Here is a 23,974-nt window from a genome sequence, read left to right as displayed (position 1 = left end):
GTCGAGGTGTCCGGCCCGTTCCTCACCCTGCCGGTCCTGCTGCGCACCTGGCCGCAGCTGGAGGGCGTCCCCAGCGAGCGCCGCGCCGACATCCGTCTCCACCACGGCATCTGGCAGGACGACCGCAAGGGCGCCGGCCGCCTCGACTGGATCGGCTTCCTGCTGCGCACCCTGCTGGAATGGGACGAGGCCCTGCATCTGCGGGAGGGCGCCGGGCAGTTCGGCGACAGCGGCGAGAGCCTGGCCGAGGACGACGCGCTGCTGGACCGGTTCGCCGTCAGCCCGCCCGGGGCCGACACCACCGTCCGCCCCGACTTCGCCCTCGTCCGCCCCGGCACCGCCCCCGCCGCCGAACCGGACCCTGCTGCCGCCGCCAAGCACGTACCCATCCTCGGCCTGGTCCTGCCGCACGACACCGTGCCGACCCGCCGTATCAAGGGCGACTCCTGGTCGGCGAGCGGAGTCGACCGCCTCGCCCACGTCCTGCGCCAGCACGGAGTCGAGCTGGGCCTGGTCACCGACGGCCGCTGGTGGTCCCTGGTCTGGGCGCCCCCCGGCGGTGTCACCACGAGCGCCACCTTCGACACCATCGCCTGGAACGAGAAGGCCGACCTGGTGGCGGTCCGCGCCTGGGTGTCCCTGCTGCGGCGCGGCCGGTTCTTCGGACGGCCGGAGGACGAGCTCCTTCCGGCGCTGCTGCGCGAGAGCCTGGAGGGCCAGGAAGACGTCACCGAGGCCCTCGGTATCCAGGTCCGCCAGGCCGTCGAACTCCTGGTGGACTCCATCGGCCGCGCCGAGGCCGAGATGGTCAAGCGCGGCGGCAAGGGCCTGTCGGGCGTACCGGCGAGCGAGGTCTACCGTGGCGCCGTCGCGGTCATGATGCGCGTCGTCTTCCTGCTCTTCGCCGAGGAACGGGGCCTGCTGCCCGCGGACAACGAGCTGTACGCGGAGGCGTACTCGGCCGGGCGGCTGTACGAGACGCTGGACAAGCGCCGCCGCGCGGACGGCGAGGACTCCCTGGGTCACACGACGGCCGCCTGGCACCGGCTGATCGCCCTCTTCCACGCCGTGCACGGCGGAGTGGACCACCCGCTGCTCACACTGCCCGCGTACGACGGCTCCATCTTCGACCCCAAGCGCTTCCCCTGGCTGGAGGCCGTCCCGGAAGGCGCGGACGGCACGGACGGCGACGCCACGCGGGCCGCCGACGGCCACACCTCCCTCCTCCCGATCTACGACCGCACCGTCCTGCACGTCCTCGACTCGGTGCAGTTCGTCGTCGTCAACAGGGAGCGGCGCCGGCTGACCTTCCGCGCCCTGGACGTCGAGCAGATCGGCTACGTGTACGAGGGCCTGCTCTCGTACGACGGCAAGCGCGCCCAGGACACCGTGCTCGGGCTCGTCGGCAAGCCGGGCCTGGAACACGAGGTGAGCCTGACCGAACTGGAGGAGCTGGCAGCCCCGTTCGGCGTGGGTGCACGAGCCGTACCCGGCCAGAAGCCGAACCTGCCGGGCCTCGCAAAGAAGCTCTACGAGCGCTTCAAGGACCCCAAGCCGCCGGCCACGGCGTCGAAGCTGGAGAAGCTGCTCGCCCCCGGCGACGAGCAGGCGCGGGGCAAGGCCCTTCACCGCCTGCTCGCGGTCACCGAGAACGACCGCGAACTGGCCGAGCGCATCCTCCCCTTCCACGGGCTGCTCCGCGACGATCTGCGTAGTCTGCCGGTGGTGATCCCGGAGGACGGCCTGTACGTCACGGAGTCCCGCCTCCGCAAGAACACCGGCACCCACTACACGCCACGCGCCCTGGCCCAGCAGGTCGCCGAGGGAGCACTGGAACCGCTGGTCTACCGTCCGGGCCCGCTCCAGACAGCGGACGACAAGCAGTGGAAGCTCATCAAGCCGGACGAGATCCTGAAGCTCAAGGTCGCCGACATCGCGATGGGTTCGGCGGCGTTCCTGGTCGCCGCCTGCCGCTACCTCGCGGACCGGCTGGTCGACGCGTGGGTCGAGGAAGAGGACGAGGAGGCCCTGGCGTTCCGCGGCAGCCACCGCGACCAGGCGGGCGCGGTCACGGCGGCGGACGCGGAGAGCGACCGGGTGATGATCCGCGCCCGGCGCCTGATCATCGAGCACTGCCTGTACGGGGTGGACATCAACCCGATGGCGGTGGAGATGGCCAAGCTGTCGCTGTGGCTGATCTCCATGGACCCCGAGCGGCCGTTCACGTTCCTGGACGACCGGTTGGTGGCGGGGGACTCGCTGCTGGGTATCACGTCCGTGGAGCAGTTGGAGGTCATGGACCTCGACGCACGACGGGGCCGCGAGCGGCACAAGCGGGGCGTCATCGACTTCACGGCGGGTGTGCGGGAGCTGGTCCACGAACTCGCCGAGGACCGCAAGCAGATCGGCGACATGCCGGGCGAGACGCTGAAGGACATCGCGGAGAAGCGGGCCATACTCGCGGACGTTCAGGAGCGGGCGGCCCGGGTCAACCTGCTCGCGGACCTGACGGCGGGGGCCGCTCTGGCCTCGCACGGGAGCGGGCCGCTGCCGGCTCGGGAGTCGTTGAAGAAGGAGATGGCCCGGAACGGGTGGTCCCTGAAGCGGTCCGAGGCTCCGATGGCTGCGGCGGGCATGGGGTTCGCCGTGGCGAAGGGGCTTGAGGGGGCCACGGAGGAGGCTCGGGCACTGGCTCGGGAGTGGCTGGCTACGGATCTACCGGAGGGTGGGTTCGAGAGGGAGCCGGTCCACTGGCCGTTGGTGTTTCCGGAGGTGTTTGAAGGGGGCGGGTTTGACGCGGTGATTGGAAATCCACCATTTTTGGGCGGAACTAAGATCAGCGGGGCCATGGGGGTTGCGTACCGACAATTCGCAGGAATCCAAATTGCCGGGTACAAAGCAGATCGTTGCGACCTGGTCGGCTATTTTGCTCTGCGCTGTCATAGCCTACTAAGAAACTCTGGACAGCTCGCAATCATTGCAACCAACTCACTCGCCCAAGGCGACACCCGAGAAGCCTCTCTCGATAAAATAACGTCCAGCGGATCAGAGATTCGCAAAGCTATCAAGAGTCGCCCTTGGCCCTCCAAGTCCGCGGTTTTGGAGTACTGCGCCGTGTGGGTTTCCCGGGCTCCTATGCACGTGGAAGCAACGCGAGCGCTAGATGACACACCCGTGCGCAAGATCGACCCGTCACTTACACCTGCCTCCAGAGCAGATCGCACGGCGCATCGCCTGGCAACTAACGCCGGAATCTCGTTCGAAGGGTCGAAACTAACCGGCATGGGATTTGTCCTTACCAGCGAGAAAGCCCAGTCCCTAATCGCGAGTGATCCCGCCAATAAAGCTGTACTGTTCCCTTACCTTGTTGGCGAAGACGTCAACAACAGATACGACATGAGCGCTAGCAGATGGGTAATCAACTTTCACGACTGGCCTCTTGAGAGAGCAAAACAATATCCTAACGTCTACGAAATCATCGAACGCGAGGTAAAACCAGAAAGGCAACGCAAGAACACAGACGGGTCCTACGTCCTGCGAAAGCCACTGCCGGAGCGGTTCTGGCAATATGGAGATAAGCGCCCCGCACTAACAGCGGCCATTTCCTCGATGGATCGGATCATCGTCATCACAAAGGTCAGCAAGGTGGTGATGCCCGCAATAGTGCCGACTGGGCAGGTATTCTCACATGCGCTTGGGGTATTCGCATCCAACGACCTTTCACTTTTCGCTCTCCTGAGCAGCGCACCTCACTATTGGTGGGCTATCGACCGCGCTTCCACCATGAAAGGCGATTTGCGCTACACTCCCACGGACGTCTTCGAAACACTCGTGAGACCCGTAGATAATCAGGAAATGAAGAATCTTGGGGCAAGCCTCGATGAATACCGGCGCTGCCTCATGACCGAACGCCGCGTTGGACTCACTGCCATCTACAACCTCGTTCATGACCCGGAATGCCACGACGACGACGTCGTCGAACTCCGCGCCGCACATCGTGCCATCGACGAGGCCGCCATTCGCGCGTACAGATGGGACGACCTCCTGGAGGCTCCCGGTGGGCTGGACCACGGATTCCACGAGACCGACCAGGGCACCCGCTACACCATCGGCCTCATCGTCCGTACCGAAGTCATCGACCGGCTCCGCGAGTTGAACCACGAGCGATACGCCGCCGAGGTAGCTGCGGGACTTCACAAGGGCAAGTCCGGCACCACGGGGAAGCGGTCGCAGGGCACGCCTAAGAAGGCGCAGCGGGAGGAAATCCCGGGCACCGAGGAGGGTGACCCAGCCCAGCATTTCGGGGACGACGGCCTGTTCCCGCCCCAAGATGCCCTCTTCTGATTCGGTCATCACCAGGGCCGCCACCACCCCCACAGCAGCACCGGCGGCGGCCCGCTCTTCCCTCACGCGCAATGCCCAGGCCCCTTCACTCCCGCCCAGTGGAGCGCGTCATGTCTGTCGTCGATACCCGGCTCGTCCAGACCGCCGTTATCGGTACCAAGGACTCGGACCAGCCGGTCATCCTCCCCGAAGAGCCTTACAACCTCGACCAGTTCCGCCGCCACTTCCGGGGGAAGCGGTTCTGGTGCGGCACACTGCTCGGCGGTTGCGGCGAGGAGCTGATGACCAAGCGGTACGAGACCAAGGTCTGCCACTTCGCGCATTTCCCGGATCGGACGGGCATGGCTCCCGCATGTCATCGCGTCGCGAACGGCGCCGACAGCGCCGACCATCTCTTCATCAAGAGGGATCTGACCGAATGGCTCAAGGCCCAGGGGGTCCGTGTCCAGGCCGAGCTGCGCAATCTCGGTACCGGTCCCGGCGACGCGGTGGACTTCTGGCTCCCCTCGACCCGCCAACGGCTGCGCTTCCAGCTGTGTCTTCAGGACTACCGCACCTGGTACCGGGCCGAGCAGGAGCTCGGCACATCCTCCGAGCAGATGGACTGGGTCTTCGGCGCTGAAGGGCCGATCTCGGCCAACATGGTGCAGCGGCAGGGATACGCGCTCCGCGTCAAGTGCGAGACCCACGGCTCGGACCGGCGTGTCTTGATCGGCGTCGAACGCACCGGGCGGCCTGTCACCTGGTCATCACTCGACGATTGCCGACTCACTTCCGACGGGCTAGTCACGCCCGTTCTGGAGGAGCTGCTCAGCGACCGCAGTGTCACCCAGCGCGGCAAAGGCGCGTGGCTCCGGCCTGCCACGTTCCCGCTCCGGGCCGACCAGATTGTCTTCGCTATCGACGCCAAGGCTCCGACGCCCAAGCACTCCCCACTCGCGGCCGAAGGTCGCTACATCATCGCCGCGGACGTGAAGCCCGCCAGCAGCCGCATCATTCGTGCGCATGTGTCCCTCCCGGCTGACGTCCCCATGCCAACCGAGCAGTACGTGTACCGGCTGCACGGAGTGGCCCGTCTCCTCCTCACCGATCCTGACCCGCAGGACGGCGCGCAGTGGGCTGTGCGGGCCGATGGCGTCATCCAGCTCAGTGGCATCGAGGCAGAACGCACTGGCCTGTGGCGCCCAGGCGTCGCTCTTCCCGAACCGGTACGGACAACGCCTGACGTCCCTGTTCCGGAGCAGCGCACTGTCACGGGACAGACGGCTACCGCATCCGGCCGGGCCAACTCAGCCGCTCAATCGACGAGTAGTTCCTCCACAGGGCCGGACCCGGACATGGTGACCCGAGTTCGCAAAGCGCTGGAGGATTTCGCCAGGCGTCGCACGCTCACGGCGTGGAGCACGCTGGGGTTGGTTGCGAAGGTCAACCTGGTCCGGCTGTCTGCGACCGACCGTCGGGACCTCCTTATCGCAGTGGATCGCCCTGCCTCTCCGGACAAGCCCGTACTCTCGGCTCTGGTGCGGGACTCCGGTGGCCGTCCGCTCCCGGATATGACGACCATCATCCGCAAGCTCGGGCTTCAGCCACCTACCGACGATGTCACCTTGAAGCTGTGGTGCGACCGCGAGAAGGAACGCGCCTACCAGACCCACAGCGCATCAGGAGTCCGCCTGATCCCGGCCCGCCTGGCGCTCGGCTCCGACGGCAAGGCATCTGGGCCGCCGATCGTCCCCCAGCCCAATAAGCGCAACGCGCAATCAGGCAGCGGCCATCCGCAGCGACAAGGACTGCTGGAGGAGGGCGTTGCACGGCTGCGTAAAGCTTTGACCCAAGCCGAGGAGTTGCTGCCCCGACTCAGCGGAAGGCACCACAAGCGCCTGTCCGACACGATCAAAGGGGCGCGTAGGCGCCTGAACACGTACGAGTCCGCACGCGCCAAGGGAACCCCTTACCTCGACTGGCTCGGCAGCCGGAGCGACACACCGAGCCACCACGCGCGACTCCTGTTGCGAGCCATTGAGGCCGTGGAGCCCCACGCCGGCCCTCAGCCAACCCCGAAAACGGAACCGCCCGTCGCTTCCCAACCAGTTCCACCGCCCCGGATTACCCAACCCATCTCCTCTAGCCCTCAGGGCAAGGAATCCGGCTCCCAATCGCCCAGGGACCACTCCGCTGACCAGTTCGACGAGTTGGTCAACCAGTTCAGAGAGGCGCAGCGGGTTCTCGATGTCGATCGGGCGGAACAGATCTATCGCATGGCCGGCCCCATCTATAAAGCGCAGTTGTCTCCCGCAGCCCAGCACCGCAATCGCCCGATCCTCGCGGAGATGAGGACGTGGGTAGGCGTCCAACAGCCCAACCGTTCCTCATCGCTTCTCAGACGTTGCCGTCGGCTGATCCACCAGATGCGAGATGAAAAGGACAAGCTGAGTACCGATGCCTTGGTGGCCCTCGTCGCGGAAGCGGAAGCCCTGAGCGAACGAGTCACCCTGTCCGACGGCGAGAAGAAGGACCTCGCCAGGTGGCAACGGCACCTCCAAACGCGGCGCGAAGCCGAGCAGTCCGCCTCGGCCGATGATCCGTCTGAGAACGAGCATGTGGGCGAGGCTCGGCTCTCCCAGTCGCAGATACTGCAACTCGCCTCGACGGTCCGCACTTTGTTGGAGCAGACCGCACGAGGGCAGTCCCTGACAACATGGGGTGAACTGCGGCGGCGCCTGGGAGAGAGCGTCCTCCCCCGCTTGCATCCCGATGATCAGGGCGAGGTTCTCGTCGCTGTCGACCGTGACACCCCCGCCAACGAGCCGCTCCTGTCGAGCCTCATCGTCGTGGGGGACGGCGAAATCCACCCCTTGTACCGTCACGTCGCCTTCTCGCTCGACCGCGACGTTCCTCTCTCCGATGCGGCTCTCCGGAGCGAGTGGACCGTGGAAGTACTACGTCTACGGACACTGTGGAAGCATCGATGACCTGCCAGTTGTCGGCTACGACTCGGTCGCGGTGGCGAGGAAGTCCTTCCAGGCCGGGAAGGTAAACGTGAGCTGCTGCCCCATGTTGTTCTTCGAGTCGCGCACGTGCACGGTTCCCGGAGTTATCGCGACTTCGATGCAATCGCCTCCTCCCGACCCGCTGTACGTGCTTTTGAACCAGATCAGACCAGGCGATGACGGACGCTCATGTCCAACAGTCATAGCTCCCCTGCCAGTTGTTCGATGAGCCGTGCGGACTCCATGACGTTGAGAGCCTGCGACCGCAGCTTGCCATACCGCAGCCCGAACGCACTGGCCTTCGCCGGGTCGGTGACCACGACGCCGATCTCCTGCGACTCGATGTAGCCGACATGTTGGTGTTCCAGAGTCTCCAGCAGCACCAACGGACCGTTGAGCCCTGGATGGAAGCCCCTCACTGTCGGCATGACCTGCACTTCCACATTGCGCAGCTCGGCCTGCTTGAGGATCTTCCTAAACGCGACGCGCATGACCTCGGCACCGCCGATGGGGTTGCGTAGAGCGGCCTCGCCGATGATGAAACAGAGCTCGACACTTGGTTCCCGGGTCAGCAGTTGCTGCCGGTCAAGGCGCGCTTCGACGTGCTGCTCGATTGTCTCGTCACTCAAGGGCGGACAGTGCCCGGAGATCAGCGCCCGCGCGTATGCCTCGGACTGCAACAACCCCGGGATCAACAGCGGATCGTACGAGAACCGGCTCACCGCCTCCGCCTCAATCGCCGCGAAGTCCTGGAAGAACAGCGGCAGTCGCGCCAGGTCCACGTCCTCCTGGAGTGCCCGCAGCGCACCGCCCGCGTTCAGCACCCGCTCCGCCGCCTCCGTGAACGCGGCCTTCGCCGGACGCCGGCCCTGCTCGATGGAGGCGACCTGCTCGCACGAGTAGCCGACGGCGTCCGCCAGTTCCGACTGGGTCATTCCTGCCAGTTCACGGAAGTGCTTGACCAGTTTCCCGTACCCCGTCCAGATCCGGGGGCGATCGTCACCGCCGCCTCCCCCACCGCCGCTCTTGCGCCTGACAGCGTGGCGGTCGCCCATACGCACACTCCTTGGACTCGACAGGGATCGGACCAACTCCCGTAGCGCCCGACGCGTCACGGTCGGCCACCCGTACAAAGGCGGATCCGGCTCGTACACCGGCAGGGCGTACTCCCAGGTGTCCTGTTCAGGCTAGATGCGTGACGGGACGGTTACCCTGTGAATTCCCTTTCGAGCCACTCCCCTGCGCGCCTCGCGCACCCCGGCCCCACCCGCACCTTCACCCAGCAGTTCAGTTCCACGCGGCGAGGGGCGCGGCTGGCCCGTCTCCTCGCGGTGTGCCAATTCGATGCCTGGGGCTGGCCGCACCAGTCGGACACCTCGCAGACCGCCGCACTCCTCGTCGCCGAGCTGGCGTCGAACGCCGTCCTGCACGGCCAGGTGTGCGGCCGGGACTTCCGGCTGCGCCTCACCGTGGACGACACCCCGGCCCAGCCGCACGAACTGGTCACCGCGTTCCCGGCCGTTCTCCGGATCGAGGTGACCGATCCGCGTGGGGAACGCCTGCCGCAGCCGCCCGAGCAGGCGGGGCCCGACGCCGATCCCTGCAGCAGCCCCGCCGCCACCCGCCGCGAAGGTGGGCACGGGCTGCTGCTCGTCCAGAGCCTCGCCACTCGCTGGGGCGTCGAGCCGTATCCGCCCTCCGGCAAGACGGTCTGGTGCGAGCTGGACGTCAGCTCCTGTCCGACACCCGGAGAGCGGTCCTGCCCCAGGGACTGATCACCAGGGACGACCCGCGGTCAGAACAGCATGTCGTCGCGCTGGAAGAGCCCCCCGTCGAAGACGGGAGCCGACTCCCTTTCGCGCGGCAGGTCCTTGTTCACCACCAGGCCGTCCCTCTCGACCCCGTCTTCCCACGGCCCGGCGCCGCCGCGCCCGGCACTCCGCCGCGTCAGCTCCTCTGCCCCGGGCTCGCCAGCACCGCCGGCCTCGCCACTCAGCGTCCTCAGCCTGGCATACGCGTACTCCCCACACAGGTCCCGCACCTCCCCGGGTACATCCACCCGGATCGTGCGCAGCACCCGGAGCCCGCCCGCCTGCCGCGCGGCAAGGATGTCGAGGCGGGCGAATCCGGTCATGGCGAGCATCAGCAGCCGGGACAGGTCGTCGAGGTCGTCCTCGTCGTACCGGAAGCGCAGGTGGTGGAGGAAGCTCTCGGGCTCGTCGTCGGGCAGGCCTATGAGCAGGTCTCCCGGCCGGTCCTTGCTGACCTCGAACTGGATCCGGCCGTCGTGGCCGAGCTTGGCCGCCATGTGCTCTTCGGGGCCGGGGCGCACGGCGCAGAACCACCAAGGGGTGTGGCCGGGCAGGGAGTGCCAGGTGAAGGTCTTCGGTGCCGCTCCCCGGTTGGACTCGGCGCGCAGCTCGACCATGGTCGTCATCCAGCTCGGTGCCGGTGCCTGCGGGTCGGGCAAAACCAGCCTCGGGTGGGGACCGGCGCCCGCGTCCCGCGCGAGGTGGGCCTCCAGCAGCGGTTCCCAGTCGCGTTGCCGGGAGCCGTGGGCCGCCTGGAACAGCTCCTGCTCGTACGTCGTGAGGCCTTCACGTACCCGCCGACAGACCCTGCCGTAGTCCGCTGCCGCGGCCGACACATCCGCCCAGAGGCCGCTGCCCGTGCCGGAGCTCAGCTCATCGGCTCGTAGGCGTACGTACTCCGCGATCTCGTTCCCGCTGCCGAGCGCGACGAGGTGTCGCGCCTCTCCGAGGTACTCCTCGAGGTAGTGGGCCGAGCGGCTCAGTCGTTCGGCGACGGGCGCCCGCTCCAGCAGCCCGAGGGCGGCTCCCGTGACGTTGTCCCGCTGGGTGTCGCGCAGATACGCGGCGAAGGACTGCCATCGGACTCCCGGGTCGAGGGGCCTGTCCAGGGAGCCGTCGCTCATCGCCCTCCGGTCGAGTGCCCAGCGTTCGTCCAGTTCCCGGGCCGCGCGCAGGGCTCCGACGGCTGCGGCGCGGCGTGCGGTGTACAGCTGGAGCAGCCCGCTCCACAGGTCGAAGCTCCGCCAGGGGCGCAGCAGCGGGAGGGAGTGCTCGTGCAGGTGGCGCAGGAGACGGGCGACCAGGTCCGCGCAGTCCTCCAGGGGTGGTTCCCGGTCCGGCCAGAGTGAGTAGAGCTCGTTGGCGATGTCGGTGGCGGCGGCCACCCGCTGTTCGCGCAGCGCGGTGCGGGCCATGAGCATGGCCTGTACGAGGGCGAGGTCTCCCAGGTCATGGGGGAGGAATCGTTCCGTCCCCGGGCAGGCGAAGTCCAGTTCCATCGCCAGTTCCTGGACGATGCCCTCCCACCACTCGGCTCTGGCGCCGGAGAACTCACTGCCGCTGTCCACTTCCCACCCCTGTAACTGCTTCTGCTGACACCATTGTTGAGGATGTGTCAGCTGTTGCCGGACCGGCATCACTGTACGCCGCACGACAGGAGAAGTCACTTGTGAACTGAGTACACGGATGCAATGCTTGGGATGCGCAGTTCGTCGCGGCATCACTCTGTCAGTGGGCCGCCCTATCGTTGTTCGCGGGTGCCGGTCAGCACCCAGGGAGGGAAACGCGCATGCCGTCACCACAGAACGCCCCCGCTCCGGAGCCCGGCGTTCCCCACCCCGTCGACGAGGTCCCGCAGACCTTCCGGTCCGGGTCGTCGTACGACGTCCGGGAGGAGCTCGGCGACCTGATCTCATGGGACCTGCTGGGGCCGTGGGCGGACAACGAGACCGAAGCGCTGCCGCCGAACAGCGCGGGGCCCCGTGACCGCTACCTCGTCGGACTTCTCGGGCCCCGCCCCGCGCCGACCGACCAACCCGTAAAGGTCGCGGTCGGCCAGGCGGAGACCGAGGTCAGCGCGGAGGGCGACGGGCAGGACGCGGAGCTCGGGGACCGGCTCACCCCGCAGGCGGCCGGACGGCTGTGGGCGTCGTCCATGGGCCTGAGCTTCCTGGTGCCGGCCGATGTGGGCATGCTCAGTGTCGTCGCCTCCTGGGGCCGGTACCGGCAGAGCGACAGCAAGACCGACGACGGCCGGTCGGTGCGCACGTGGTCGCGGGAGCCTGCGCGCCACGAGGTGGACGTCCCCGCCGACGCCCCGGGCACCTTCCGTACCGTCCTGGAGGGCGACGACGAGAGCGACCCGAATCGTCCCTGCATCCGGCTCGATGTGCACGTACGGGAGCGTCCCGGCACGGTCGACGGGGCGGACAACCTGCGCTTCGTCGACGTGTCGCTGATCAACGCGCTGGAGGAGTCCCGTGAACTGCGGGACGGGCAGTGGCTGTTCCAGACGAAGCTGGAGGTCACCTCCTTCGACGGGCAGTCCAGCGTCTTCCTGCCGATCGACGACCCGCTGTCCGACGAGCCCGGCCGGATCCAGGAAAGTCCCGAGGAGCAGCATCTGCGGCTGCTGTACCGGCAGGAGCTGAAGCATGCGCACGGGCGGAACGTCGCCGTGCACGCGAGGGTCCTGCCGAAGGGGCGCCGTGCGGTCAAGCTGGAGACGACCTGGCTGCCGGTGAAGGACGTGCCCGCCACGGTCGCACCGAGCACGGCGCAGCAGCCGCTCCTCGCCGGTCTCGAAGTGAGCATGGACAAGCTTGCCGACCTGGCCGTGTGGGAGCGGCGCGATGATCTACTGAAGGCCCTGCAGCCACTGGCCGACGGATACGACGGGTGGCTGGAGCAGCAGGCCGCCAAGGCGCAGTCGCTGTCGGGCGAGCTGCGGACCGCCGCACTGCGTGCGGTCGACGAGGCCCGCGACGCGTGCGCCAGGATCGCGCTCGGCATTGACCTGCTGCACGCCGACGAGGACGCACTGCGGGCGTTCCGTTTCGCCAACCGGGCGATGGCCATGCAGCGGCGGGCCACGGCGACGGCCGCGCTGCGGGCCGAGGGCGGCGAGAAGCCGCCGACGTATGCGGCGGCCTACGCCGAGGTCGACGGTCGCGGCCCCGCGGCCGCGAGCTGGTATCCCTTCCAGCTGGCGTTCGTGCTGCTCAACCTGTGCTCGCTCACCGACCCGGCGCACAAGGAGCGCAGGGCGGACAGCACCGCCACGGTCGACCTGCTGTTCTTCCCGACCGGTGGCGGCAAGACGGAGGCCTATCTGGGCCTCACGGCCTACACCTTCGCCATCCGGCGCCTGCAGAAGATCGCCGGGGAGGGCGAGGACGCCCGCGAAGGTCGGGACGGCGTCGCCGTGCTGATGCGCTACACGCTGCGGCTGCTGACGGCCCAGCAGTTCCAGCGGGCCTCCGCCCTGGTGTGCGCGACGGAGGTGCTGCGCAGGGAGGACGAGACGGTCTGGGGCAGCAGGCCCTTCCGTATCGGGCTGTGGGTCGGCGCCGGTGTCTCGCCGAACTGGTACGGGGACGCGGCGCAGCAGATCGCCGAGGCCACGGAGTCCGCCTCGGGCCGGCATGCGAACGTCCTGCAGGTGCTGTCCTGCCCGTGGTGCGGCGAGGAGCTGCGCGCCTGGCGGGACGTGTCACCGGACGACGTACGGCGTCGCGTCATCGTGTACTGCCCGCGCGGGGAGGACGCGGAGCCCTGCCCGTTCTCGCGGATGAAGGCCCAGGGTGAGGGGCTGCCGATCCTCACGGTCGACGAGGAGATCTACCGGCTGGTGCCGAGCATGCTGATCGCGACCGTGGACAAGCTCGCCCAGCTGCCGTGGCGCGGCTATGCCGGGATGCTGTTCGGGCGCGTGACCGAGTACTGCGACCGGCACGGCTACCGCCACAACGACCTCGACGAGGAGACCGGCTGCGGGTCCCGGCACAACGCCAAGGACAAGCACAAGGCCGTGACCAGCCGGCCGATGCCGCGACGGCTGCGGCCGCCGGACCTCATCATCCAGGACGAGCTGCACCTGATCTCCGGGTCGCTGGGCACCACGGTGGGGCTGTTCGAGTCGGCCGTGGACCAACTGTGCACCTGGCGGGTGAAGGACGCCCGCGGGCAGCTCCGCGAGACCGGGCCGAAGATCGTCGCGTCGACGGCCACCACCCGCAACGCCCGCGCCCAGGTACTGGGGGTGTTCGCCCGGGACTTGGCGATCTTCCCGCCACAGGTGGTCGACGTCGGTGACACCTTCTTCTCCCAGCAGGTCGACGTCACCCGCGACAACCCGGGGCGGCGTTACTACGGCGTGTGCGCCCACGGGGTACGCATGAAGGCCGCAGAGATCCGTCTCGCGGAGATCCTGCTGCTCGCCGGACAGCACATGTTCGACCTCTACGGCGCTCCCGCCGATCCATACATGACGGTGGTCGGGTACTTCAACGCGACCAAGGAGCTCGCCGGTATGCGGCGGGTCCTGGACGACGACGTGCCGAGCCGGCTGCGGGCCAACGGACGCCGCAGGGGCATCGCCAACCGGCTGCTGCGTGACACCGACATGCTCAACCTCCAGGAACTGACCTCCCGTATCTCGTCGGCGGACATCAGCGCCACCCTCAAGCGGCTGGAGATCGGGTTCAACCCGGAGCACGACACGTCGGTGCGCAAGCAGGCGATCATCGACGAGTTCCGGGACGCGGGCAAGGCGCGCCAGCCGCGGGTCCTGCCCGCCATGCCGCACCGCAAGCCGGTCGACTACGTGCTGGCCACGTCGATGCTGCAGGTCGGTGTGGACGTCTCCCGCTTCGGTCTGATGGTCGTCACCGGGCAGCCGAAGAACACCGCCGAGTACATCCAGGCGTCCTCCCGCGTCGGACGACAGGCCAAGCGACCCGGCATCGTGGTCACGCTCTACAACTGGGCACGGCCCCGGGATCTCGCCCATTTCGAGGACTTCGAGCACTACCACGCGACGTTCTACCGGCAGGTCGAGGCGCTGTCGGTGACCCCGTTCACGCGGCGGGCGCTCGACCGGGGCACCACCGCCACGTATGTCTCCGCGGTCCGGCAGGCCTGCGACGAGTTCTCCGACAACGTGGACGCGGAGGGGGTGGACCTCGACGATCCGCGCGTGCGGGACGTCGAGCGGCGGCTGCTGGCGCGTGCGGAGGCGGTGGACGGGGACCGGGCCCGCGGATACCTCGCCGAACGCATCGACGCGCTGCGCGACGCCTGGTCGGCCAAGAAGAGCGAGCAGGGCAGGCTCGGCTATAGGGGCCAGACCCGGCAGAAGCAGACGGTGTTGGGGCTGCTGCGCAACGCGGACGGCAGCGGATGGGACGTGCTCACCGTCCCGCAGTCGATGCGCGAGACGGAGAACGAGATCAACATGCTGCTGCCCGCCGACACGGTGCTATCGGCCCCGGCCGGGAAGGCCTGGGAGTTCGGACCGCCGACCGAGGGCGGCGGCGACGCGGATACGGCGGGCGGCGACGAGTTCGGCGAGGTGCCGGACTCGGACGGGAACGGCAACGGCAACGGCACGGCCAGGGGGCGGCGGTCATGAGCGGCGGCGGATACTTCAGGCGGGTGGGCGCGGTACGGCCGAGCCACCTCATGTTCACCGGCGGCGTCGGCGCCCTCGTGGACCTGCCCAACTTCTCCGTCATGGTCAAGGGCATCGACCACTGGAGCTACGCCGGCGTACCGGACCCGGTGATCGAGGAGCCTCGTCTCCGCAAGGCCGTCAATCGGGCACTGCGACGCTACGGCCCGAACCAGGTGAGCGAGCTGCGCGCCGCGCCGTGGATCCCCGGCACCGACACCGACCCGAAGGGGTACGCGGCGCGGATCGGGGTGCCCGTGACGCCCTTCCCGCAGTGGCTGCGCTGCACGGCGTGCAACGAGCTGGCCTCCCTGGGCTCCGGCAAGTGGGGATTCGAGAACCAGAACCCCCGCCGCCCCGACGAGGCGCGTTTCTACCACGAGAACTGTTACCGGAAGAAGAAGGGCCGCAAGCCCCTCGCCGTGGCCGCCCGCTTCGCGCTCGCCTGCACCAAAGGGCACCTCGACGAGTTCCCGTACACGGAGTTCGTGCACGAGGGCCGGGCGTGCCCCGACACGACGTATCCGACGCTGCGGATGCGGGACAACGGCGGCAACCTCGCAGCCAACGTGTCCCTCGAATGTCTGGTGTGCAAGAAGGCCAAGCGCAACATCCGGGACGCGATGGGCGACAAGGGCCGGGAGAACCTGCCCCGTTGCCGCGGTCGGCACCCCCAGTTCGACGGTGTCTACGACAACTGCGACGCGCAGCCCTATCTGCTGGTCGTGGGCGCCTCCAACCAGTGGTTCCCCGTGGCACTCAGTGCGCTGGCACTGCCCGACACCGGGACCGACTCACTGCGCAAGCTCGTCGAGGAACGCTGGCCGGATCTTGAGGACTTCGAGGACGAGGCGGAGATCGCCATGTTCGCCAAGAAGTCGAAGCACCACCGCTACCTGCGCGACTACGAGCCCGGACAGGTCTGGCAGGCCATATCCGCCTACCGTGCGGCCTTGTCGGGCGAGGAAGGCGAGGCCGAGCAGCCGCCGGGCCCTCCGGACCTGCTGACCCCCGAGTGGCAGGTGCTGTCCGCGGCGAAGACCGCCGACCCGACGGAGGACTTCGCGCTGGTGGAGGCCTCGCTCAGCGGGCCGTTGTCCACCGTCTTCTCCCAGGTGCGGCAGGTGGAGCGGCTGCGCGAGGTGCGAGCCCTCATCGGCTTCACCCGGCTCGACGCTCCCGACCCGGAGGACCCGGGCCTGGTCACCCGCGTCGAGCTCGGGCGGCGCGAACGCGGCTGGATACCGGCCAGCGAGGTGCGCGGCGAGGGCCTGTTCCTGCGGGTGGACGATCAGCTGATGGAGCAGTGGGAGAACCGGGTCGCGTCGAGCGTGGCCCTCGCTGCACACGCCGCGGCCTTCGGCCGGTTCCGAGAGCACCGCAAGTCGGACCGGATCCAGGACAACTCCGATCCGATGCAGGGCTGGCCGGGCAGCCGCTACATCGCCCTGCACACGCTCTCCCATCTGCTCATCCGCACCATCGCGATGGAGTGCGGCTACAACTCGGCGAGTTTGGCCGAGCGGATCTACAGCGGCGACGCCGAGGAGCGGCGGACCGGCATCCTCATCTACACGGCCGTCCCGGACTCCGAGGGCACTCTCGGCGGACTGGTGTCCCTCGCCGACCAGGACCCGAGCACCGGGGAGAACCGGCTGGCCAGGATCGTGCGGATGGCGCTGCACAAGGCGGGGCGGTGCTCCTCGGATCCGCTGTGTGGCGAGCGTCTTCCCCAGGCGCCGGAGGACTTCCTGCACGGTGCGGCCTGCCACTCCTGCCTGTTCGTGTCCGAGACCACGTGCGAGCGCGGCAACCGGTTCCTGGACCGGCGGTTCATCACCCCGCTGGCGGGCGACACCGAACCGCTGGCGCTCATCCCGGACTTCAAGTGAGCGGATTGACCGGGTGAGCCGCAGGCGCTTCGAGGCGGCGGTCGCGACGGCCGCCGCCTCGCTCGGGCCCACACGGACGAAGGCCCTGGCCACGCTCCTAGTTCAGGGCCGCTCCCCGGCATACATCCTCGGCAGGCTGCAGACACCGGCCGCGCTGGAGACCGTCTCGTCGTTGCTGGCCTCGATCACGGAGGACGGCGTGCCCTCGGCGGAGGCGGCGGCGTATCTGCGCGGCTATGTGGCGGCCTGGGTCCGCCAGCGCGAGGGGACCGAGACCCGTGCCGTGTGGAGCGGCCCCTCCACGCCAGGGACACCTGGCCGCTCCACAGCCCAGGTGCTGTCGGAGGTAGTCCGGGCTGCGGAGCACCGACTCGTCGCCATGACCTACTCGGCCCGCTCGTACGCTCCGCTGACCGCGGCACTGTCCGAGGCCGTGGCGCGTGGGGTCACGGTGGACATCGTCGTGGAGACGCTGGCAGGCGCGGGCGGGCTGCTCTCCGGAAGCGAGCCGGCCGACGCCTTCTCCCGCATACCAGGCCTGCGGCTCTGGCACTGGCCGACGGCCCAACGGGCCACTCCCGGCAGCCGGTTGCACGCGAAACTCGCGGTGGCCGACGACCGGATCCTCTTCCTCACCAGCGCCAACCTCACGGCGGCGGGCGCCGAGCGCAACATCGAGGCGGGTGTGCTGCTGAACGGCGGCCCCATGCCGGGGCGGATGGCGGACCACATACGGGAGCTGCAGCGCAGGGGGGTTCTCGCGCGGTTGCCGGGCGCTTCATGAGGCCCCATCACCGTCGAATCATCGCCATTCACATGACTGATTGACAGCCACTCCGCCCTGACGGCCGGAACCTGGCCAACAATTGAGCCTCCGCTTTCACGAAATGTAGGAGGTCACAGATGGTCGCCGTCGCTCTGGTCCACAGCACCGCGCTGATGATGGAGCGGCTCCCGGAGGAACCACCGGCATGGCTGACCCGCGGTGAGCGGACCTTCGCTTACCCGTACAAGGACTGGAGAAAGCCGCGCGTCTGGTGTCTTGCGTTCTTCACCGACCGTCACGCCCGCGACGAGCAGCGCAGAATCATCGGGGTGGGCAGCGTCTTCCCGGGCAGACGATCGGGCACCTACGAACGTGCCCTGCTCACCCGCGACTTCACCGCACTCCGGCTTCCGCTGCCGCTCGTCGACCTTGAGGACACCATGGGGGCCAGCCGCCGGTTCCTCGGCGACGACGGCCGCTTGTCTCCTGCCGCCGGCGACAAACTGCTCGCCGCCGTCCGGCATCTACGGCCGGAACTGAACGAGACACTGGACGACCTGGAGAACAGCCTGGGGGCCAATCCTCCGACAGGGCGGGAGGGAGAACAGCGGAGCCTTGAGAAGGACGCCTTTGGCACCCTCCTTGAGACGTTCGGCGCGGACCGCGATCCGCTCGAAGCGTGGCAGCAGCCGCTCAGCAGGGACGATCCCCGCTCCCGGTCCGTCCCCTTCATCGAAGGGCTGCCCGCCCTTCGGCAGATCGAGGATCAGCAGATCGTCCATGACTACATGCGTTTCCCCGGCATGGAGGGCGAGGATGCCGTGCAGGTCGGCTGGCGGATCTACCGCCGCAACTCCGAATCCCCGCACCGGTTGTTCGTGTACAACGCCAACCGCACGAACGCCGAGACCGTCATGGGCGTCGACATGATCTACGTGAACGAGCACGCGCGCAGCGTGGCCATGGTCCAGTACAAGCGCATGCGGCAGAGCGGGCGCGGCTGGGTGTACTGGCACGACGCCACCGGTGAGCGGGAACTGAAGCGGATGGAGGCCGTGGACGCCGAGTGCGAGGCCGAGGACGAGTGGGCTCGGACCGGACAGGAGGCCTCAACGACGCTGGGAGACCCCCGCCTGGTCCTCACACCGAGCATGGTCAAGCTGTGCCGGACCACTCCCTTCATGATGAACTCCGCCGCCCTCATCCCCGGCATGTACCTGACGCGGGAGCACTTCTGGGAACTGCTGCAACGCCCCGAGGCCGACGGGCCGTCCGGTGGGACACGTATCGTCGAGGAGTCGGTTCCCCGGTACCTGAACAACACCACGTTCACCACGTTGCTCAGGGACGGGTGGATCGGCACGCGCGGCACCGGCTGGGACTACGTCATCCACCTGATCCGCGAGAGCCTGTCTGCCGGGGGGCCGGGCTCCGTGGTCGTAGGGATGCACCGGAGTGAGGTTCCGCCAGGCAATCGCCGAGTCAACTGACCCGCACCGCAGGCAAACGCGAGCCGTCCGCCCTCGCGTCCTGGCACGTACGGACCGGCCTCGCGAATCGGAGCCGGTCAGTAAAGTGATCGTAGTCTTCTGGAGGGGGCACGGATGGCGACGCTGGGCATGCACCGGGACTTTCTGATGGAGTTCGCCGCGCTGGAGAAACCCGTCCAGAAACGTGTCTTCGAGGTGTTCGAGAAGTTCGCGGCGGCCACGCACGCGGGACTGCACCTGGAGAAGCTCACTCACCAGAAGGATCCGCGGCTGCGGACCATCCGGATCACCGACTTCTGGCGCGGCGTCGTCCTCAAGGCGGAGTCCGGCGACAGCTATCTGCTGTTGAAGGTGCTCCCGCACGACAAGGCCAACGACTGGGCCGCCAAGCACCGCGCGTCGGTGAACGAGGCCACCCAGGGTATCGAGATACGCAACGACGTGGCCCTGGAGCGGGCCACGGCCGGGCTGCGGGCGCTGGCCGCCGACGAGCCGTCCCGTCTGTTCTCCGCCTCCGAGTATCCGGACAAGGTGCTGCGCAGCCTCGGCGTCGACGAGGAGATCCTGCCGATCATCCGGCTGGTCCCCGACGAGGCCCACCTGGAGGCGCTGCACAAGGTGCTGCCCGAGCAGCAGTACGACGTGCTGCTCGGGCTCGCGACCGGCATGAAGCCCGAGGAGATCGACCGCGAGCTCGTGCAGGCGTACGCCCGGACCGCCGTGCAGAGCGCCCGCGCCTCCGAAGGCGACGAGCTGGGCACCGCCATGGCCCGCTCGCGCGGCCGTATCGCCCTCGTCTCCGGGGCCGATGAGCTGCTGGAGATCCTTCAGCGCCCCTTCGACGCCTGGCGGGTCTTCCTTCACCCGAGCCAGTACCGGGTGGCCTACCAGGAGAGCTACGCCGGGTCGGCGCGGGTCACCGGCGGACCCGGCACCGGCAAGACCGTCGTCGCGCTGCACCGGGCATACCACCTCGCGCGGCACCTGCCCTCCGACGCACCCGATGGCTGTGTGCTGCTGACGACCTACACGAAGGACCTGGCCGCCGAACTACAGCGCTGCGTGGAGCTGCTGATCACGGATGACGCCGTCCGCGCGAAGATCCGGGTGGTGAACGTCGACGCCCTGGCCAACGAGATCGTACGGGCGGACCGCGGCGGCGCACCGCTGAAGCTGGTCTTCGACCAGAAGGAGGTCACCGCCCGGTGGGCGCGGATCGCGCGGCGGTTGGACCTCGACTTCACGGACGTCTTCCTCGACCAGGAGTGGCGGCACGTCATCCTCGCGCACGCCGTCGCCACTCCCGAGGAGTACCTGAAAGTGGTGCGGACGGGCCGTGGCAGCGGGCTCGGGCCGCTGAAACGCCTTCAGGTGTGGCGTGCGGTCTCCGCTTTCGAGGAGCAGCTGCGCCAGGCCGGGGAGTGGACCTTCCTGCAGGTGTGCGCCGAGGCAGCACGTGTCCTGGACGGGCGGCGCGACGAGCGGCCCTTCCGGCACGTGGTGGTCGACGAGGCGCAGGACCTGCACCCCGCCCAATGGCGGTTCCTGCGCGCCCTCGTCGGGCCCGGCGCCGACGACCTGTTCCTCGCCGGGGACACCCACCAGCGCATCTACGGCAACCGGGTCTCGCTTCGCTCGCTCGGCGTCGAGGTCGTCGGACGCTCGTACCGGCTGCGGGTCAACTACCGCACCACACAGGAGATCCTCGCCTGGTCCACCGCGCTGTTGACCGGAGAGAAGCCCGACGACATGGACGAGGGGAAGGAGACCCTGGCCGGCTATCGCTCCACGATGCATGGCGAACGACCCGAGACCGCGGGACACGCCACGAAGCCCGAGGAGATGGCGGCGCTCGTGGCGCAGGTTGAGAAGTGGACCGCCTCGGGCGTGGAGGCGGAACACATCGGCATCGCGGTGCGGTTCATCCAGTTCGGGCGGGACATCGCCCAGGCCCTGGAGCGCGCTGGCATCTCCGCTTTCGTCCTGGGGGCCGGGCGCAGTGGCGCGGGGGTGCGGATAGGGACCATGCACCGGATGAAGGGGCTGGAGTTCCGCTGCGTGGCCGTGGCCGGGGTGATGGACGGCACGGTTCCGATGAAGTCCGCCGTGACTCCGGTGGACGTCGACGCCCAGCAGCACCAGGAAGACCTCAACAGCGAGCTCAGCGTGCTGTTCGTGGCGTGCACGCGGGCGCGTGAGGCACTGCGTGTGTCCTGGCACGGGACGCCGAGCCCCTTCCTGGCACCTGTCATCAGCGGCCCGCGTCAATAGCACCTTGTTCGACAGCACATTGTGTTCGAGGTGCGTGGGCCCACGGGTTCTCGGGTCCCACGCACCTGATGGGCACGTCAGAGCGTGTCCGGACCGTCGTCCATCATGCGGCGGGCCTCGGCCAGAGCGGCGGTGTGCGCGAACCACTCCAGCACCGCGCAGATCTCCTCGCCGTGCCCGGAGAAGACCTCCAGCGGGAAGGACGGACGCAGGTCCAGTTTGGCCTCGGCCAGGTCGATGCCCTCGATGCCGTTCAGCCGGATCAACAGCTCACGGCGCAGTGGCTCGTCGTCGAACGGGGGGCGCCGCTTCAAGTGCTGGAATACCACTTCGACGGTGCCCGCGACCGGGTAGATCCCGAGCGGCCAGAGCGCACGGGCGGTATCGCTCGCGGCGCCGAACCGCACCATAGGGAAGCAACTGGTCTCGTCGGCTCGGCCGTAGGCAAGGTGGCCACCCTGCTGCTCCCAGAAACGCAGCGCACCGAGAACGCCCTGCACGGTCTCCTCGGTCTGGTTGTCGCGGAGTTGCGCTTCGAACCGGTCAGCCGTCGTCTGCTGCTGCTCGACTTCGGCCTGCGCGGACGGCACCGTCTCATCGGCGGTGTCCCTGCCAAGCAGGACTGCCAGGTCGGCGGTGGTCAGCCGGTGGGACCGGCGGGCCCGTCCCGCGTCGTCGAAGGGAACACCCTCCGCTTCCAGACGGGTTCGCGCGTCGCCGGACTCCTTGCCGTCCGGCCACCGGAAGCCCGCCGAGACGCGGCCGTCCGCGGTCAGCACGCGGTAGGCGCCGTGCAGGCTCGTCTTGGTCGCCAGATGCTGTCCCACTGGGACGGCATGGGTGCCGATGAGTGCCGCCATATCGCCGTAGGTCGTCCACGTGCCGGCCGGCATGGCGAGAAGCGCGGCCCGGAGCTCCTTCCAGCCGGCCCATTCGTCCTCTGCCTGGACGACTCCCTCGACGGGGCCGGGCCACAACCGCACTGCTCTGTCCGCCAGTTCGTCCGCGCGGGCGAGGATCTCCGTCTTTCCCCACCGTTCCTCGTCGGCGATCCGCTGGTTCATGCGCAGGGCGCTGGCGTCGAGGATTTCCTGCTTGCGGCGGAAGGGGTGGTTCGACAGGCGTGCGTTGTCCGCGGAGAGGGTGAGGTTGCCCAGGGTGTGGACGAGCAGGGCGTGCAGTTCGTCCGGGCTCTGGCCGTCCTCGGCGTCCTCGGCGAGAAGGTCGTACCACTGCTGGGCCGGGTTCTGCGGCAGAACGTGCTCGACGGTGAGGGAGGCCTTGGCGTAGTCGACGGGCTCGCTGCCGTCGTAGCTCTCCTCGAGTCTGCGCAGTACCTGGAACCGCTGGTTGCTTCGTCCCGCCTTGTAAAAGGGGCGGGTGCGGACCGCCTCGCGCAGCGCTTCGTCGCCGGGCCAGACGCGTGCCCCCGTTCTGTTCCGCGACAGGAAACGGCGTACGGCGTCCGCCGGGTCGTCCTTCTCTAGTTCCTTGGGCATCTCCATGAAGACCCGGTTGCTGCCCGTGGTGGACAGACCCGCCAAGAGGCGGCGCACCATGTAACTCTCGGCGTAGGCCAGCGCTCGGGCGGCCTGTTGGGGCGTGGCCCGTCCGTCGTCGACGCGGTCGAGTAGTTGGAGCGCCAGCGGGTAGTGGGTCTGGCCGCCCCACCGGGACAGGCGCTCCAGGACCTCGCGCAGCTGCGGGTCCGGCTCCCGCCGGGGCTCCAGGATGCGCATCAGCCGTTCGGCCCGCCGGGCGAGGGAGGCGATCTCGGCCTCCAGTGCCGCCTCGTCGGTGCTCAGCGGCTCCAGGCGCTTCTTCTGGTCGCGGTAGATCTCGCTCTGCTTGGCGCGGCTGTTGCCGGCCACGACCAGGTCGAGCCAGACGAGCAGTTCGAGGTTGTCGGGACCGAGGAGGTCCTGCATGGGCAGCCAGTGATTGCGGTAGACGGACTCGCCTCGGGTCTGCAGGCACATGAAGAGGTAGTTGCGCAGCAAGTCGCTCTGGCGGAGACCGACACCGGTGTTGTTGATGGACTCGAAGATGCGGTAGACGTTGTCGCCTTCGGCCGCGGTGATCTCGACGATGGACAGCAGACTGCTCAGGACGGTTTCCACCGCGCCCGTCCACGCCTCGCCGCCGTTCTCCTCACCCTCCGTGAAGACGGTCAGGAAAAAGCGATAGGCGGCGCCCACGTTGCCGGGGCCACCGGCCTTGGGGGTGCTCTCGACGCACGCGGTGAAGGCCTCGCGGTCTGCCTGCGTCGGCAGGAGGCGGTAGTGGTCATCGCCGTTGCGGTACCTGTTGACGAGCACGAGGTCGTGGATACGGTCGGCGTCCCGCTCGGCGCCGCGCTCCCGGTAGCGGTCACGCAGCGCCGTGAGGGCCAGCATGAGGGTGGTGAGCCGCTGCTGGCCGTCGACGACGAGCCAGCGCTGCATGCCTCCCGCGGTGATCCTTCCCGGGGCGAGTACCACGGAGCCGAGGAAGTGGGTCGCGGGGGTCCTGCCCTCCAACTGCTCCTCGACCAGCTCCAACACGTCGTCCCAGAGCTGCCGCAGCTCGTCCTTCTCCCAACTGTAGGTGCGCTGGTAAAGCGGCACCTGGAACTGCTTCTCGCCCTGGACGAGCTCCTTGAACGTGGTCTCCTGAGCGTGCACTCGCCTCTCCCCCACTGTCTGCCGGACCGGCTCATGCTCCCCGTCGAGGTGGGATGGCCTCTGCCCCCGGCTCGAT

General features: G+C 68.4%; 12 protein-coding genes. 8 read left to right on the top strand and 4 right to left on the bottom strand.

Translation table 11 applies throughout. The annotated features are described in order from the left end of the window. Positions 1-6: 6 nt before the first annotated feature. Both AQJ46_RS13575 and AQJ46_RS13570 read left to right on the top strand, forming a co-directional pair. A complete protein-coding gene (locus AQJ46_RS13575) occupies positions 7-4,344 on the top strand; it encodes an Eco57I restriction-modification methylase domain-containing protein (RefSeq protein WP_208616921.1) in 4,338 nt (1,445 codons plus the stop codon). A 110-nt stretch (positions 4,345-4,454) separates the two neighbouring features. Continuing rightward, on the top strand, positions 4,455-7,316 hold the full coding sequence (locus tag AQJ46_RS13570) for a competence protein CoiA family protein (protein WP_059205794.1): 2,862 nt from the start codon (positions 4,455-4,457) through the stop codon (positions 7,314-7,316). A 15-nt stretch (positions 7,317-7,331) separates the two neighbouring features. On the opposite strand, the gene AQJ46_RS52120 is transcribed toward AQJ46_RS13570, so the two are convergent. Next, positions 7,332-7,538: a DUF397 domain-containing protein gene (locus AQJ46_RS52120; RefSeq protein WP_079072239.1), complete on the bottom strand. Its 207-nt coding sequence runs from the start codon at positions 7,536-7,538 to the stop codon at positions 7,332-7,334. Beyond that, the gene (locus AQJ46_RS13565; protein WP_059205793.1) at positions 7,535-8,389 is read right to left on the bottom strand and encodes a helix-turn-helix domain-containing protein; all 855 of its coding nucleotides are present in this window, start codon (positions 8,387-8,389) and stop codon (positions 7,535-7,537) included. The genes AQJ46_RS52120 and AQJ46_RS13565 overlap by 4 nt, the downstream gene beginning before the upstream one ends. Before the next feature lie 159 nt (positions 8,390-8,548). Between AQJ46_RS13565 and AQJ46_RS13560 the strand changes: the two genes are divergently transcribed. After that, the gene (locus tag AQJ46_RS13560; RefSeq protein WP_059205792.1) at positions 8,549-9,109 is read left to right on the top strand and encodes an ATP-binding protein; all 561 of its coding nucleotides are present in this window, start codon (positions 8,549-8,551) and stop codon (positions 9,107-9,109) included. 20 nt (positions 9,110-9,129) lie between these two features. Here the strand turns inward: AQJ46_RS13560 and AQJ46_RS13555 are convergent, their stop codons facing one another. Next, positions 9,130-10,713, bottom strand: coding sequence for a hypothetical protein (locus tag AQJ46_RS13555; RefSeq protein WP_059205791.1), 1,584 nt, complete (start codon positions 10,711-10,713; stop codon positions 9,130-9,132). A 221-nt stretch (positions 10,714-10,934) separates the two neighbouring features. Between AQJ46_RS13555 and drmA the strand changes: the two genes are divergently transcribed. The 5 genes from drmA to AQJ46_RS13530 all read left to right on the top strand — a co-directional run bounded on the left by drmA (position 10,935) and on the right by AQJ46_RS13530 (position 21,235). Continuing rightward, on the top strand, positions 10,935-14,777 hold the full coding sequence (gene drmA / locus AQJ46_RS13550; protein ID WP_079072238.1) for a DISARM system helicase DrmA: 3,843 nt from the start codon (positions 10,935-10,937) through the stop codon (positions 14,775-14,777). After that, complete coding sequence (gene drmB, locus AQJ46_RS13545) at positions 14,774-16,708, top strand: DUF1998 domain-containing protein (protein ID WP_059205790.1); 1,935 nt, start codon at positions 14,774-14,776, stop codon at positions 16,706-16,708. The genes drmA and drmB overlap by 4 nt, the downstream gene beginning before the upstream one ends. Positions 16,709-16,721: 13 nt before the next feature. Further along, the gene (gene drmC / locus AQJ46_RS13540; RefSeq protein WP_059205789.1) at positions 16,722-17,492 is read left to right on the top strand and encodes a DISARM system phospholipase D-like protein DrmC; all 771 of its coding nucleotides are present in this window, start codon (positions 16,722-16,724) and stop codon (positions 17,490-17,492) included. Positions 17,493-17,611: 119 nt separating this feature from the next. After that, the gene (locus AQJ46_RS13535) at positions 17,612-18,964 is read left to right on the top strand and encodes a hypothetical protein (RefSeq protein WP_059205788.1); all 1,353 of its coding nucleotides are present in this window, start codon (positions 17,612-17,614) and stop codon (positions 18,962-18,964) included. Positions 18,965-19,078: 114 nt separating this feature from the next. Next, a complete protein-coding gene (locus AQJ46_RS13530; protein ID WP_059205787.1) occupies positions 19,079-21,235 on the top strand; it encodes a UvrD-helicase domain-containing protein in 2,157 nt (718 codons plus the stop codon). Positions 21,236-21,312: 77 nt separating this feature from the next. Here the strand turns inward: AQJ46_RS13530 and AQJ46_RS13525 are convergent, their stop codons facing one another. Then, a complete protein-coding gene (locus AQJ46_RS13525) occupies positions 21,313-23,898 on the bottom strand; it encodes a GmrSD restriction endonuclease domain-containing protein (protein WP_059205786.1) in 2,586 nt (861 codons plus the stop codon). Positions 23,899-23,974 lie beyond the last annotated feature (76 nt).

This window comes from Streptomyces canus (genome assembly GCF_001514145.1).
Classification (GTDB): Bacteria; Actinomycetota; Actinomycetes; order Streptomycetales; family Streptomycetaceae; genus Streptomyces; species Streptomyces canus.
Note: the sequence above shows the minus strand (reverse complement) of the source record. Positions and strands in the feature narration are given on the sequence as shown.

Excerpts from the sequence above, each read along its gene's own strand:
- AQJ46_RS13570 (WP_059205794.1), top strand. The coding sequence starts at position 4,455 with ATGTCTGTCGTCGATACCCGGCTCGTCCAGACCGCCGTTATCGGTACC.
- AQJ46_RS13530 (WP_059205787.1), top strand. The coding sequence starts at position 19,079 with ATGGCGACGCTGGGCATGCACCGGGACTTTCTGATGGAGTTCGCCGCG.
- AQJ46_RS13535 (WP_059205788.1), top strand. The coding sequence starts at position 17,612 with ATGGTCGCCGTCGCTCTGGTCCACAGCACCGCGCTGATGATGGAGCGG.
- drmA (WP_079072238.1), top strand. The coding sequence starts at position 10,935 with ATGCCGTCACCACAGAACGCCCCCGCTCCGGAGCCCGGCGTTCCCCAC.
- drmB (WP_059205790.1), top strand. The coding sequence starts at position 14,774 with ATGAGCGGCGGCGGATACTTCAGGCGGGTGGGCGCGGTACGGCCGAGC.
- AQJ46_RS13565 (WP_059205793.1), bottom strand. The coding sequence starts at position 8,389 with ATGGGCGACCGCCACGCTGTCAGGCGCAAGAGCGGCGGTGGGGGAGGC.
- AQJ46_RS52120 (WP_079072239.1), bottom strand. The coding sequence starts at position 7,538 with ATGACTGTTGGACATGAGCGTCCGTCATCGCCTGGTCTGATCTGGTTC.